Below are 13,553 nucleotides of genomic sequence, written 5' to 3'. Positions count from 1 at the left end.
TAACTAGTTTAGTGTGCTTAAGTTACGTCAAAATGGGTGTTTTAGTGATTCTGTAAATTGATTTATAAGCTCAATTTCACACAGTTTATAGCTAATGGCTGCGGTTGTCGCATTAGGAAGTTTTATTAAGTAACGCCATTGGCAGGCACTCTCAAGGTACTTTTCATTATTTTTAATGCTGCGCATAAATAACGGCAGCACTTGCGTATTGCCTGTGCTTTCTTGTGACTTAGTTAGCTCATATTTACGCTTTTGTATCCAACTGCCTTGTGCTTGTTTTGCTTTATCAATTTGGCTATCTAGGCATTGAATATATCGCTTAGCTTCATCGGTTGTTGCTTTGGCGGCTAAAGTACATGTCTCATCTGCAAAGCTGTATTGGCTTGAAGCTAATAACACAATGGCAGTTAGTTTTAATAAATAGTTACTTTTTGTCATTGTAATTAAACTCTAAAATAAATTGAGCGCCGCCTAAGTTATCAGCTTCTGTAATGGTAAGTGTACCGCGATAGGACTTAACCAAGTCAGATACAATTGCCATCCCTACGCCGTGTCCGCTTTCGTATGTATCCAGACGAGTACCCCGTGTAAGTAGAGATTCACGTTTGTCCTCTGGCACGCCAGGACCATCATCGCTAATTCCAATACATAAAGTTTTGCTTTGAATAACTTGTATTGCTACTTGTGAGCGACACGCTTTACAGGCGTTATCAATCAAGTTACCGAGTAATTCCATTAAATCTGTTTGATCGCCTAAAAAATAATCTTTTTCGGTTACAGTGCAGCTAAAAATAATATCTTTATCACGATATACTTTTGCCATAGCACTGAGTATTGAATCGAGTACTGGCTTAATAGGGGTTTGTTTTTTCCACGTGTCTGATGCACCGGTTGCAGCACGCTTTAATTGGTGCTCGATCATCACATTAATTCGGTCGAGTTGTTCTTGTGCATCGGCATCGTTTGCCAATGGACTTGATTTTAATACAGCAAGCGGCGTTTTGAGTGCATGAGCAAGATCGCTCAATGAGGCTCTATAGCGCTCTTTTTGGCGTTGTTGCGACTCAAGTAGCAAATTTAGGTCTGCTTTTATTGTTTGCAGTTCTACAGGGTAGAGGCCTTTAATTTCTTGAATATCACCCGATTCAATCGCTTTTATTTCTTTATCGAGTCGTTGGAGTGGGCGAGCGCTCCAAATGAAACCAATCGCCATCAGGCCTGCGATTGCAATCCCCATGATAAACATCCAATCTACAAGGGTTTGCTTAAAGCCATCCATTAAACGAAGTAGAGCGTCGTTACGTTTAACTAATATAAAGCGAGCTTGTTCTGATTGATCTATGTTGTTTAAAATTACAGTCAGGCTAAGTTGCCAATAAGCGGTATTATTATATTCTACACGCCTAAAGTCGGCAGCACCTGCTTTGGTCTCTATTTGCTGAGGTACATAGTTTAAATTTACAGCCGACTCTGAGTTCCAAACCGGGTCATCATCGCGGTAGATCATTGCGTAGGTATCAGAATTTAATCTGTTTAACTCAGGCGCTAAAATAGTGCTGGGCATAATAATACCATGCTCAGTAAAATCGACTTCAGATATTAGCGAGTAAAGCTGTGCTTCGAGGGTTTTTTCTGTCGCATCAACAAGTGAAGCGTAATACGCCTTACCAATTGAATAAAATAAGATAGGAAGTGCGACTAACAAAACAAAGACAAGGATAAATCCTTGCCTTATTTTTAACGATATTTGCGGTATTACCACTGGCTTTTAAGCCTGTAACCACGCCCACGTAGTGTTTCTACTGGGTTTAGTACGCCTTCAGGGTCAAGCTTTTTACGCAAACGTAGTACAAATACTTCAATTACGTTTGAATCAAGGTCGAAATCTTGGTCGTAAATGTGCTCAGTCAGTTCTGATTTAGAAATTACTTTTTGCGGATTTACCATTAAGTATTCAAGTACTTTATATTCGTAAGCTGTCAGGCTAAGTTCTTTGTCATCAACCCATACTTGTTGTGAACGTGTATGGATTTTAATTGGACCTGCAGTCATTTCTGGATTTGCTTTACCAGCACTGCGACGAATTAATGCATTACAACGGGCAATAAGCTCTTCAACATGAAATGGCTTAGTAAGGTAGTCATCGGCACCTGCATCTAAACCTTCTACTTTATCTTGCCAGCGATCGCGCGCGGTTAAGATTAAAATAGGGATTGTAATGCCTTGTGCTCGTGCTTTATTAATTAGCTCAATACCGTCTATTTTAGGTAAACCTAAATCAACTACGGCCATATCAAGCGGGTATTCTGTAATGTGGAAAAGACCTGCTTCACCATCGTGGCATAAATCCACGCTGTAACGTTCTTTTTCTAAGGCATTACGTAGGTTATCTGCTAAATGTAAATCGTCTTCTATAACTAAAATTCGCATTTTTAATCCTTTTTCACTTCGCCGGTTTTTTTATTAATATGTAAATCAACGACGTGGCCGTCAGATTTGAGTATTCGTACGGTATAAAAATCTGTTTTTTCGGTAATTTTTAAGGTCTTACCGCCAATTGTTTTCTTTGCGAGTATTACGGCTTTCTTTTTGTCCACCTCAGCATGAGATGCTTGGGTGGCGGTTGCTGCTTGACTAAAGTTAGCTAAGCTAACACAAGCAATAAAACCGAGGCTTAATAATACGCGCATAATGGAAAACTCCTAGACCAGACTCACTTAGTTTAATTAACTAAGTTACTAAAATTCAAGTAAAAACGGTAAATTCGTTTTTATCCTGATAATTTTAATTAAAAACCTGTGAACAAACCCTGAATTACAGTGCAACGCACGCTCTAGGGTTTAATACTTTTTAAGCAGGAAATACCTTTTTAAAGGGTTTAACAATTGTATTTTCATAGATGCCAGCGGCAACGTAAGGGTCTGCTGCTGCCCACTCTCGAGCTGCTTCAATTGACTCAAACTCAGCAACAACTAATGAACCGGTAAAACCTGCTTCTTTAGGATCTTCACTATCGACTGCCGGAAACGGACCTGCGGTAAGTAGACGGTTTTGTGAATCAAGCTCACTAAGGCGTGCTAAATGTGCCGGGCGTGCTGCTTTTCTAAGCTCTAAGCTGTTTTCAACGTCTGTTGAGTGAATCATGTACAACATAAGGAATCTCATAAAAATTGTTAAATTTGATTAACGCAATACTACCACAGCGTTGAAAATTGGTGAATTAAAAGCGTATTTACACAGGTTTACACTTCGATTTTATTTTTAAGCTGTAATTGCTTGAAAATCTCTGTGTAACACTGGTAGAGTCGCTGAAATATACAAAATAATAAAAAGGTTTTATGCATGAGCGAAAATAGAGAACGATTTAGTTCCCGCCTTGGATTCATAATGGCAGCGGCCGGTTCAGCTGTTGGTATTGGTAATTTAGTTGGTTTTCCGGTTTCTGCTACTAAAAATGGTGGTGGCGCATTCTTATTAATTTACGCTTTATTTGTCATATTCATTTGTTTACCAGTCATGATGGCTGAAATGGCAATGGGTCGTAACGCTCAAAAAGATCCACTTGGTTCGTACAAACTATTATCTAATAACGATAAAAAATGGAAGTTAGCTGGGTTTTTTGCGGTGCTTACACCATTTATGATTGCTGTATTTTATATGGTGATTACGGTTTGGATCTTTGGTTATTTAACGCAAACAGGCCTCGGTAATTTAGATTTACTTGCAGATCCTGGCCACTTTGGTGTTTTTATTAATAGTTACACTGTGTTTGGTTATATGGCTGTTGTGGTTATTATCGTTAACTTAATTTTGTTAGGTGGTGTTAAACAAGGCATAGAAAAAGCCGCCAAATTTTTAATGCCCGCTTTATTAGTTATGCTACTAGCTCTAGTTACTTATGTATTAACGCTTGATAACGCAATGGCCGGTGTTAAATACTACATTATTCCTGATTTTTCTAAGATGAGTGCAAGTGTACTTAATGGCGCATTAAGCCAAGCGTTTTTCTCGCTATCGCTGGGTATGGGTATATTAATGACTTACGCGTCGTACATTTCTAAAAAAGATGACATTGTAAGCAGTGCTAAAATGGTCGCTATTACTGACTCACTCGTTGCGTTTGTAGCGGGGCTAATGGTGTTGCCAGCGATATTTAGCTTTGACCCAAATACAGACCCATCAGCACTTTCTGATTCGTCCGTATCAATGATTTTTGTATACCTACCTAAAATATTATTAGCACTGCAAAATGATATTGGTTATGTAGGTGCGTCTATTGTTGCGTTCTCATTCTTCTTATTAGTATTTTTTGCAGCGATTACTTCACTTGTTTCAATAGTGGAAGTCCCGACTGCAACACTAAGTGATCGTAAAGGTATTAGCCGTAAAAAAGCACTGGGCATCCTTACACTTTCAACCGGTGTACTTACTATTTTATGTACAATGTCGTTTGGTATGATTGACAGCCTTACATCTTTCACCAGTTATGGCGGCGTTAGTAAGAGCTTTTTTGATATTATTGTTGATGTATTTTACGACACAATTTTACCGCTTAATGGCTTAATGGTGTGTTTGTTTGTAATGTACCGCTGGAAAAAAGCACGCTTAACACAAGAGCTAAGCTTAGGTTCGCCTAATTATGCGGGAAGCTTGATGGAAAAGTACGTTAACTTTTCACTTTCAACGTTTATTCCTGTCATTCTAGCTGTAATATTTATAAATACAGTGGCGACTAAGTTTTTTGATTTAAAAATATTTGGTTTTTAATAGGCCTCTTTAAAAGCTTATTGAATAATATAATGCCGCTCAGTTAAGCTTAGCGGCATTTTTTATAGGCGTTTTTTACAGGTATCTGGTCTAACTATTATACCAACCTGCATAAATCTTTGATCAATTTAACGAATTAAATTGCACTATAACGTCGTTAAAAATTTTTTATTTAGAACAACTAGATACAAAAATTTTTGCCTAGTTCTCGCGTAATTTTCTTAACGTTAAATAGACCCTATATATAAGCAGATTGGTACTAAAGGGATTTAAAATGAATAAAATTATTATTGGGTTTGCTTTTGCTATTTCATCATTTGGCGCATTTGCACAAAGTACTGATGATTGGCCAGAAGGCGGTGCAATGCACACGGGCAATACTTATAATTTAGAGGGCAATAGGTACAAAACTAAAATCAGTAAAATGATGGATGAGATCTACCCGCAACTAACTGATGATTACCAAGTAGATGCAGTTAAAGCTCAAATAAAAGCATGGGAGCAATATATAGACGCTACATGTAACGTAGTTGGCATAGCAACGGGTGCCGGAGGCTCTTGGCCCTCAACGTATAGTGTTAAATGCGAAAGAAGCCTAAGTTATGATAGATACTTTGCGACTAAAAATGCGCTGAAGTGTGTTAATAGGTTGAGCAAAGAAGAGTTTGTAGGACGTAGCGAAAAGTTAAACTGCTTAATCCAGACTCTAAACATAAAAATATTTTAAATTAGAGTAGCGCTACAGCTAAATTATACAGTTAGCTGTAGCATGTTAGGCTTTATAACACCTCAATACTTTATAGCAACTCAATACTTACTGTTGCGCCTTTTTCGATATTGCCGCTTTGTGCTGGCACTACAATTAAGCAGTTAGCTTTACTAAGCGACGAAAGTACACCCGAGCCCTGTTTATTAAACGGGGCAACCATCAAGTCACCTTGTTCGTTAATTGTTGCAGTACCGCGTTGAAAGTCAGCTCTGCCAGGGCGCTTTTTAATAACGGATGTAGTAACAGCGTTAAAGCGCATTTTAGGATTTACTTCACCAAGCCCCGACAGTTTTTGCAGTGCAGGCTCTACTAACTGATTAAATGTAACAGCAGCCGACACAGGGTTACCTGGCAAGCCAAAAAAGTAACTGTTACTTAGTTTACCAAAGGCAAAAGGTTTGCCTGGTTTCATGGCTATTTTCCAAAAGTGAATTTCGCCAATTTCGTTGAGCACTTCTTTAGTAAAGTCGGCTTCTCCAACCGATACGCCGCCTGAGCTTATTACGGCATCGGCGAGTTCATTCGCTTTTAAAAATGCATTGGTGATGAGTTCTTTGTCATCAGGGATTATTCCTAAATCGATCACGTCGATATTTTTTTGTTGCAGCGCACTAATAATAACAGCGCGGTTACTTTCAAAAATAGCGCCTTGCTTAAGAGGCTGACCAGGTTCAATTAGCTCATCGCCTGTAGAAAGCACGGCTATTTTTAAGGTTCTTACCACGTCTATATTGGCTATTCCTAAAGATGCAAGTAACCCCACATCAACGGCTTTTAATTTATCGCCTGCTTTTAAAATAACATCGTCTATTGCAATATCTTCGCCAGCAAAACGCACGTTTTCATTTAGCTCTGGTTGCGCGGTAAACGTAATTTTATCGCCATCTACCGAGGCGTTTTCTTGCATTACAACGCCGTTAGCGCCTGGTGCAATGGCAGCGCCGGTCATTATTCTTACGCATTGCCCTGGGGTAAGCGTTTTTTCAAAAACTTGCCCCGCAAACACGCTACCTACTTGTGTATAGGTTAAGCTTTTATCTGAAATACATAGCGCATAGCCATCCATTGCGGAGTTATCATGAGCTGGTACGTTTATAGTTGATTTAACATCGCTTGCTAAAACGCGATCAACGCTTTGCATTATAGTGATGGTTTCAACGTCTTTAACTGGCGTTATTGAGCCAAGTATATTTTGTATTGCAGTTTCAATTGGCAATAAACCGGGTGCATTGCAAACATCGTTCATATATATTGCTTACTTAAATCATTTTATTTTGAAACAATACTTATAATGTCAAAGCTTTACAATACATGGTTGGGTTATTTTTTGCTTATCGCATGCATGCTTTCGTGCGGCGTAAACGCAAAAGAAACGCTGCAAGTAGCCGTAGCGAGTAATTTTAAAACTGTATTGCAAACCCTACTAAAAAAATCCCCATTACCTAATGTTGACGTGAAAATATCAGCCGCTTCTAGCGGTGTTTTATATTCGCAAATAGTGCATGGCGCGCCATTTGATGTGTTTTTATCGGCTGACGATTTTCGACCGCAATCACTTATTAAAGAAGGTTATGCCGATCAAAGTAGTTTAATCACTTACGCGTTAGGCGAACTTGCTTTGTGGCAACCAAAAGCTGAAAAAGTAAATGATAAAGTAGCTATTGCTAATCCGCGTTTTTCACCATACGGGCGTGCCTCAGAGCACTACGCTAATAACCATTTTAAAAAGCCAGTAAATTATGTGTATGGTAATAATATTACGCATGCGTTTCAGTTTGTGCAAAGTGGTAATGTAGGAGTAGGGCTGGTGGCTGTTTCATCACTAAAGGCGGCTTACAGTAACACGCAAGATCAAAAATATTTAGATTATACCGTGCTGCCTACCAATCAATATCCCGATATAATTCAACAAGGCGTTATTATTAGCTCGACTAAAAAGCATGCTAGCGCTAAGCAACTTATGCAATTTTTAATGGCAGAAGCTACGCAGCAGCAGTTAATTGAATTAGGTTACAGAATAAAGGACAACAATGCTTCAAAGTGATTTAACCGCGCTGTGGTTAACTATAAAACTTGCCTTTATAACCGCAGTGCTCCTTCTTGTTTTTTGTATTCCGGTGGCTTACAAGCTCGCTGGCTATAACGGTAAATTTAAACCATTTTTAGAGGCATTAATTGCAATGCCTTTAGTGCTGCCGCCTACGTTATTAGGGTTTTACTTACTTGTTTTATTTTCGCCTGATCACGCTTTTGGGCAGTTTTGGTTTTGGCTAACGGGTACACAGCTTGCGTTTAGTTTTCAGGGTGTGGTTATTGGCTCGCTTTTTTATTCGCTGCCTTTTGTTATGCAGCCACTTGTGGCTGGGTTTAAGCATATTAATCAAACCTATAACGAAGCTGCCATTGCGCTTGGGTTAAGCCCGTTTAAACGCTTTGTGCATTTAATTATTCCGCTTTTAAAACCCAGTATTGGTAGCGCATTTGCTTTAGGCTTTGCGCATACATTGGGTGAGTTTGGTTTGGTATTAATGATTGGCGGTAATATTCAGGGGCAAACACAGGTGGTGTCTATTGCGCTTTATGACCATGTTGAATCGTTAAATTATACGGCAGCGCATCAGCTTTCACTTATTTTACTGGCTATTTCGTTTGCCTGTTTAGTGCTGTTATTTAAGTTTAATAAAAGCATTGTAGGGGTTAAGCAATAACATGATAAAGTTAAGCCTTTTTAAAGCACTCAATAATTTTGATTTAGATATAAACCTTGATCTTGAGTCGTTTAATGTACTCGGTGTTTACGGGCCTTCTGGCTCGGGTAAGTCAACATTACTGCGTTGTATTAGCGGTTTAGAGCCTGCAAAAAGTGTTCATATTAATAATCAGCCAGTGCATGAGTTGCCAAGTGATAAACGCGGTATAACGCTTCAGTTGCAATCGTGCCCGTTGTTTCCTCATTTAGATGTGGCAGGTAATTTAGCGTTTACACAAAAACACTGCGAAAATAAGCAAACCAGCTTAACGCTTCAATACGTTGTTAAAACACTTGAATTACAAGATTTACTAAATCGTGATGTACAAAGCTTATCGGGTGGCGAGCGCCAGCGTGTAGTATTTGCGCGCACTTTGCTTGCCGGTCAAAAATTTATAATGCTTGATGAGCCTTTTAGTGCGCTTGATTGGTCATTGCGCTTTAAAACACTTAATAAACTCAATGAGTTAGCCGTTAAGTTTAATATTAAATTTATAATAGTAAGTCACTCATTAAAAGAGCTGCTATTTTGCAGCGATACCCTTATTCAGCTTGATAAAGGTAAGGTGATAAACCAAGGTGCAAGTGCGCACGTTGCAAAAGCTATTTACGCAAACGACAGGCAAACACCGCTGAGCTTAATTAATTACGATGTGGTTAAATTTGATAAAGACTACGGGCTATATCAACTGCAATTACAGCAAAGTGAGCAACCGCTTTTTGTGCTTCCTGCACTTGTCGATAGCAGTAATAAGCTAATTATAGAAAGTGAGCAAATGTCGTTTAGTGCGTTAAAGCCTGAGCAAACAACGCACAGTAATGTTTTAAGGTCGGTATTAACTCAAGCTGAGCTTATTAATAATAAGTGGCAGTTAACGCTTAATGTAGACGGGCAAACTTTGTTTGGCTTGGCTTCAAGACGAGTGTGGGACAAAAACGACTTTAAAGTGGGCGATGTGCTTTATACAACAATCAGTAATCTAGAATAACTAAATGCTGCACACCGCACATTGACTATTTTTAGCAATTTTAAAACGATTAAATTCCATGCTTAAACCATCTACCAGCAATAAGTGTTCGCTTAAGCCGCTGGGTAAACCAGCAAGCATTTTTAGCGCTTCAGTTGCCTGAATACTGCCTATTAACCCCACAATAGGAGAAAGCACACCAGATTCAGAGCAGCTTTGTGTTTGTTCACTAAAAAATTGCGATAAACAACCATAACAATGACTATTTTCATCCATAGTAAAACACGCGACTTGTCCTTCCATACGTATTGCAGAGCCTGACACTAGCGGAACTTTAGCTTTAAAACAGGCGCTATTAAGTGCATTACGCGTTGCTAGGTTATCTGAGCAATCAATCACTATATCAATGTTATTAAATAGCTGTTCTGTAGAGGTATTTACATCAAAAAATGCCTCAATGGTGTTTATATCTATTTCACTATTAAGTGCGTTAAGCTGTTTTTTTGCAGCACTGCATTTTGAGCTACCAATATCACTTTCTTTATACAGTATTTGCCTTTGCAGGTTGGTCACGTCTATTTCATCGTTATCAATTAAGGCAAGTGTGCCAACGCCAGATGCCGCTAAATATTGACTTACCGCACATCCAAGCCCACCCACACCAACAATTAAAGCATGCGATTGCCATAGTTTCTCTTGTCCGTCTATATCAAGCTGCGGCAGCATAATATGCCGAGAATAGCGTAGTTGCTGTTGGTACGTTAACGGTGCTTTTTGCATTTTTAAATATCTCATACTTTTTTTGAACAATACCAATTTGTTAAATCCTAGAGCAAGTAGTAACGCTTTTTATTTGCACTGTAACAGCCCTTACCCCCTCACTCATATAGTGCAACTATAACGCATTAAAATAATAAATGCATATAACTAGCTGAAATATATGGTTTTTAATTAGTGGCTCAGTAATTGCTGTGTTTGGTTAACTAAAATTTAACAAAGTTTGAGCTACTACTCATATAAAAGAGTGGGGCATTTATAAAACAATAATACGTTTACGAGGAAATAAACATGCAACCGAGTTCTGGATTTAACTTAATATCCTTTAAAGGAAAAATGAAAGTATTACATCTGAGTTGGATGGTCTTTTTTGTGTCATTTTTTGTATGGTTTAACCATGCTCCTTTATTAGGTGCAATTGCGGGCTCGCTTGGTATTACCATGGCACAAGTTAAAACATTACTAATTTTAAATGTAGCGTTAACTATTCCTGCCCGTGTTGTGGTGGGTATGCTGACCGATAAATTTGGTCCCCGGATTGTTTATGCCGCGCTACTTATTACCTGTAGTATTCCGTGTTTTATGTTTGCTATGGCAACCACATTTGAACAAGCCGCTATAGCGCGTTTTGCGCTAGGCTTTATTGGTGCTGGCTTTGTTGTGGGCATTCGTATGGTGAGTGAATGGTTTCCTGCTAACGAGCTGGGCATTGCAGAAGGTATTTATGGCGGCTGGGGTAACTTTGGTTCAGCAGCAGCGGCTATGTTATTGCCAATTATTGCACTTATGTTTGGTGGCGAAGATGGTTGGCGTTACGCTGTAGGTTTAACGGGTGTATTAAGCGTTATATTTGGTATTATTTGGTACTTAAATGTAACCGATACACCAAAAGGCGGTACATACTTTAAGCCTAAAAAAGTAGGCGCAATGGAAGTAACCAGTAAAGGCGACTTTGTATTATTTCTTATTATGAAAATCCCTATGTATGGTGCACTAGCATTACTTACTTGGAAGCTTTCACCAACCGGTGCTAACCTAATTTCGGCTAACTTTGTACTTGCCGTGTATGCTTTTTTAGTTCTGCTTTATATTTACGAAGTGTATAAAACCTTTGACGTAAATGGTCATATTTTTAAAGAGCCTGTACCTGAGTCGCATCGTTATGAGTTTAAGCAAGTGGCTGTTTTAAATATTTTATATTTTACAACTTTTGGTTCTGAGCTTGCGGTTGTATCTATGTTACCGCTATTTTTTATGGATGTGTTTGCGCTTGATATGGTGTACGCGGGTATTTTAGCCTCAGCTTATGCATTTATGAATTTAGCATCTCGGCCAGGTGGCGGTTGGATTTCAGATAAATTAGGTCGTCGTATAACACTTATTGTACTTACGACAGGTCTTGCTGTTGGTTATTTTGTAATGGGCTTGGTTGATGCATCTTGGCCTTTATGGCTTGCAGTTGTTGCGGCTATGGCGTGTTCGTTCTTTGTGCAAGCTGGTGAAGGCGCTGTATTTGCCGCAGTACCGCTAATTAAGCGTCGTTTAACTGGGCAAATAGCTGGAATGACAGGTGCTTACGGTAATGTAGGTGCAGTAGTGTACTTAACGGCATTGTCACTTGTTGATTATCAAACTTTCTTTTTCATTATTGCGGGTAGTGCATTACTTGGTCTAGCTGCACTGTTTTTTATGAGAGAACCAGATGGCCATATTACCGAAGTAAATGAAGACGGCACCGTTGAACTTATTTCAGTGACTTAAGGCATTATTGACTATGTTTGATGAAACACTCCACGCTAAATCGCTAAAAAATGAACTCAACGTTTCATTTGGCGGGCACAGTGCTAAAGGGTTAAAAGCAGAAAACCAAGATGCGTTTGCAGCTCTCAATACCAAAGCGCAAGAAAAAGAGTCTAAAGGCGTTATTGCCTGCTTAGCCGATGGGTGTTCATCAGCAAAAAATGCTAAACAAGCGTCTCAACTTTCGGTTACTCATTTTATAAATGAGTATTTAAATACCCCCGAAAGTTGGGCGGTTAAAAAGTCAGTGTCGAAGGTGTTAGCAAGTTTAAATCAGTGGCTTTATTCGCAATCGGTTAATTACAATCACTTAGGTCAGCGTCAAGCCGATTGGATGACGACTTTTACAGCACTTATTTTAAAGTCGGCAACGGGTTATATATTCCACTTAGGTGATACGCGTATTACTCGCTTGCGAGGAAATAAAATAGAGGCAATAACACGGGATCACAAAGTAAACGATACGCTAACGCGTGCTCTTGGCGCGCAACTTCATCAAGAAATAGATGTATACGAGGTTGACCTAAAAGCAGACGATATTTATATATTAACCTGCGATGGCGTACACGATGTGCTCCCAAGTAGTGATATAGCTAAATTAATTAACGAGTACACTAATTTAGAAAATGCAGCTAAAGCAATTACCGAACTTGCATTAGCACGAGACAGTGACGACAACGTAAGTTGTTTACTGGTAAAAGTAGAAAATATTGCCGAGCAAAAGTTAGATGAACTTTACCATTCGCTAACACGACGAAAAATTCCACCTGCGCTTAATGTTGGGCAAAAAATTGATGATTACACGGTTATTCGTAAATTACATGCCAGTAGTCGCTCGCACATTTATTTAGTGCAACAAGCGCCCGATATACCGCCAGTGGTTTTAAAAGCACCTTCGGTTAATTTTGAAGACGATGTGCACTACCTTCAAGGCTTTATAAGAGAAGGCTGGGTAGGGCAACGCATAAACCATTTAAACGTGATGAAGGTGCTAAGTACGCAATCGCAGAGTCGTTTTTTGTATCATATTTGTGAGTACATGGACGGGCAAACACTCAGTGATTGGAAGCACGACGTGCCGCACCCAGAAATAACCCAAGTACGCAGTATTATTGAACAAATAGTACATGCACTAAGGGCGTTTCAGCGACTCGATATGGTACATCGTGATTTAAAACTCGATAATGTAATGATAGATGCGCACGGTAAAGTAACGCTAATAGATTACGGCACAGTAAGTGTTGCGGCTATGGACGAGTCGGTTAAACAAATTGCGGATGATTGCCCGCAAGGCACTGCCGACTACACCGCACCCGAAACACTTATTACTATGCACGCCGATTTTAAAAGTGATTTGTTTTCACTTGGCGTGATTGCATATGAGTTATTGTGCTCAAAATTGCCTTATAAACCACTGCCACTTAACCACGTAGCGCCAAAAGATTACAGCCATTGGCATTACACAAGTATTCGTAAATACAGAGCCGATATTCCGTTTTGGTTAGATCAAGCCCTTATGAAGGCGCTTGCCCCTAAACCTGAGCTCAGATACCAAGCTTTTTCTGAGTTTATAAACGATATCAACAAACCTAATCCTTATTTAGAAAGTACCGCTAATAAAAGTTCAATAATGAAACGCGATCCAGTTATGGTGTGGAAATGTATTTCGCTGTGTTTATTTATTGCTTTGGTATGTGTATTAATAATTAAAACTTAGAGAACC

14 protein-coding genes are annotated in these 13,553 nt (G+C 39.1%); 7 read left to right on the top strand and 7 right to left on the bottom strand.

Annotated elements, in window-relative coordinates:
• Positions 1-27: 27 nt before the first annotated feature.
• The 5 genes from H5126_RS08095 to H5126_RS08075 form a co-directional block, all read right to left on the bottom strand.
• The gene (locus tag H5126_RS08095) at positions 28-438 is read right to left on the bottom strand and encodes a hypothetical protein (RefSeq protein ID WP_182720454.1); all 411 of its coding nucleotides are present in this window, start codon (positions 436-438) and stop codon (positions 28-30) included.
• Positions 425-1,762 (bottom strand): ATP-binding protein, encoded by a 1,338-nt coding sequence (locus H5126_RS08090; protein ID WP_024606453.1) that lies wholly within the window; start codon positions 1,760-1,762, stop codon positions 425-427. Before H5126_RS08090 ends, H5126_RS08095 begins: the two co-directional genes overlap by 14 nt.
• Complete coding sequence (locus H5126_RS08085) at positions 1,756-2,430, bottom strand: response regulator transcription factor (protein WP_007375447.1); 675 nt, start codon at positions 2,428-2,430, stop codon at positions 1,756-1,758. The genes H5126_RS08090 and H5126_RS08085 overlap by 7 nt, the downstream gene beginning before the upstream one ends.
• Before the next feature lie 2 nt (positions 2,431-2,432).
• Positions 2,433-2,690 (bottom strand): PepSY domain-containing protein, encoded by a 258-nt coding sequence (locus tag H5126_RS08080; protein WP_024594903.1) that lies wholly within the window; start codon positions 2,688-2,690, stop codon positions 2,433-2,435.
• Positions 2,691-2,850: 160 nt separating this feature from the next.
• Positions 2,851-3,153, bottom strand: a complete 303-nt coding sequence (locus H5126_RS08075) for a YciI family protein (protein ID WP_182720455.1) — start codon at positions 3,151-3,153, stop codon at positions 2,851-2,853.
• Positions 3,154-3,342: 189 nt separating this feature from the next.
• On the opposite strand from H5126_RS08075, the gene H5126_RS08070 reads away from it, so the two are divergent.
• Both H5126_RS08070 and H5126_RS08065 read left to right on the top strand, forming a co-directional pair.
• Positions 3,343-4,767: a sodium-dependent transporter gene (locus H5126_RS08070; RefSeq protein WP_024599116.1), complete on the top strand. Its 1,425-nt coding sequence runs from the start codon at positions 3,343-3,345 to the stop codon at positions 4,765-4,767.
• A 274-nt stretch (positions 4,768-5,041) separates the two neighbouring features.
• The gene (locus H5126_RS08065) at positions 5,042-5,494 is read left to right on the top strand and encodes a hypothetical protein (RefSeq protein WP_024599117.1); all 453 of its coding nucleotides are present in this window, start codon (positions 5,042-5,044) and stop codon (positions 5,492-5,494) included.
• A 70-nt stretch (positions 5,495-5,564) separates the two neighbouring features.
• Here H5126_RS08065 and glp read toward each other — a convergent pair whose 3' ends face one another.
• A complete protein-coding gene (gene glp / locus H5126_RS08060) occupies positions 5,565-6,782 on the bottom strand; it encodes a gephyrin-like molybdotransferase Glp (RefSeq protein ID WP_182720456.1) in 1,218 nt (405 codons plus the stop codon).
• Between the two features lie 45 nt (positions 6,783-6,827).
• Between glp and modA the strand changes: the two genes are divergently transcribed.
• From modA to H5126_RS08045, 3 genes are read left to right on the top strand one after another with little or no spacing between them, the layout of a single operon-like run.
• Positions 6,828-7,580, top strand: a complete 753-nt coding sequence (gene modA / locus H5126_RS08055) for a molybdate ABC transporter substrate-binding protein (RefSeq protein ID WP_182720457.1) — start codon at positions 6,828-6,830, stop codon at positions 7,578-7,580.
• Positions 7,567-8,244 (top strand): molybdate ABC transporter permease subunit, encoded by a 678-nt coding sequence (gene modB / locus H5126_RS08050; protein ID WP_024609792.1) that lies wholly within the window; start codon positions 7,567-7,569, stop codon positions 8,242-8,244. Before modA ends, modB begins: the two co-directional genes overlap by 14 nt.
• Position 8,245: 1 nt before the next feature.
• Positions 8,246-9,274 carry an ATP-binding cassette domain-containing protein gene (locus H5126_RS08045; RefSeq protein WP_182720458.1) on the top strand — a complete coding sequence of 343 codons (1,029 nt, stop codon included), beginning with the start codon at positions 8,246-8,248 and terminating at the stop codon, positions 9,272-9,274.
• Here H5126_RS08045 and moeB read toward each other — a convergent pair whose 3' ends face one another.
• A complete protein-coding gene (gene moeB / locus H5126_RS08040) occupies positions 9,275-10,033 on the bottom strand; it encodes a molybdopterin-synthase adenylyltransferase MoeB (RefSeq protein ID WP_182720459.1) in 759 nt (252 codons plus the stop codon).
• Positions 10,034-10,321: 288 nt separating this feature from the next.
• Between moeB and H5126_RS08035 the strand changes: the two genes are divergently transcribed.
• Both H5126_RS08035 and H5126_RS08030 read left to right on the top strand, forming a co-directional pair.
• A complete protein-coding gene (locus H5126_RS08035) occupies positions 10,322-11,791 on the top strand; it encodes a NarK family nitrate/nitrite MFS transporter (RefSeq protein WP_182720460.1) in 1,470 nt (489 codons plus the stop codon).
• A 13-nt stretch (positions 11,792-11,804) separates the two neighbouring features.
• A complete protein-coding gene (locus H5126_RS08030; RefSeq protein WP_182720461.1) occupies positions 11,805-13,547 on the top strand; it encodes a bifunctional protein-serine/threonine kinase/phosphatase in 1,743 nt (580 codons plus the stop codon).
• The last annotated feature ends 6 nt before the right edge of the window (positions 13,548-13,553 follow it).

The sequence above is a fragment of the Pseudoalteromonas sp. SG45-3 genome (genome assembly GCF_014164075.1).
Classification (GTDB): domain Bacteria; phylum Pseudomonadota; class Gammaproteobacteria; order Enterobacterales; family Alteromonadaceae; genus Pseudoalteromonas; species Pseudoalteromonas distincta.
This window is presented reverse-complemented; position numbering and strand designations above follow the sequence as displayed.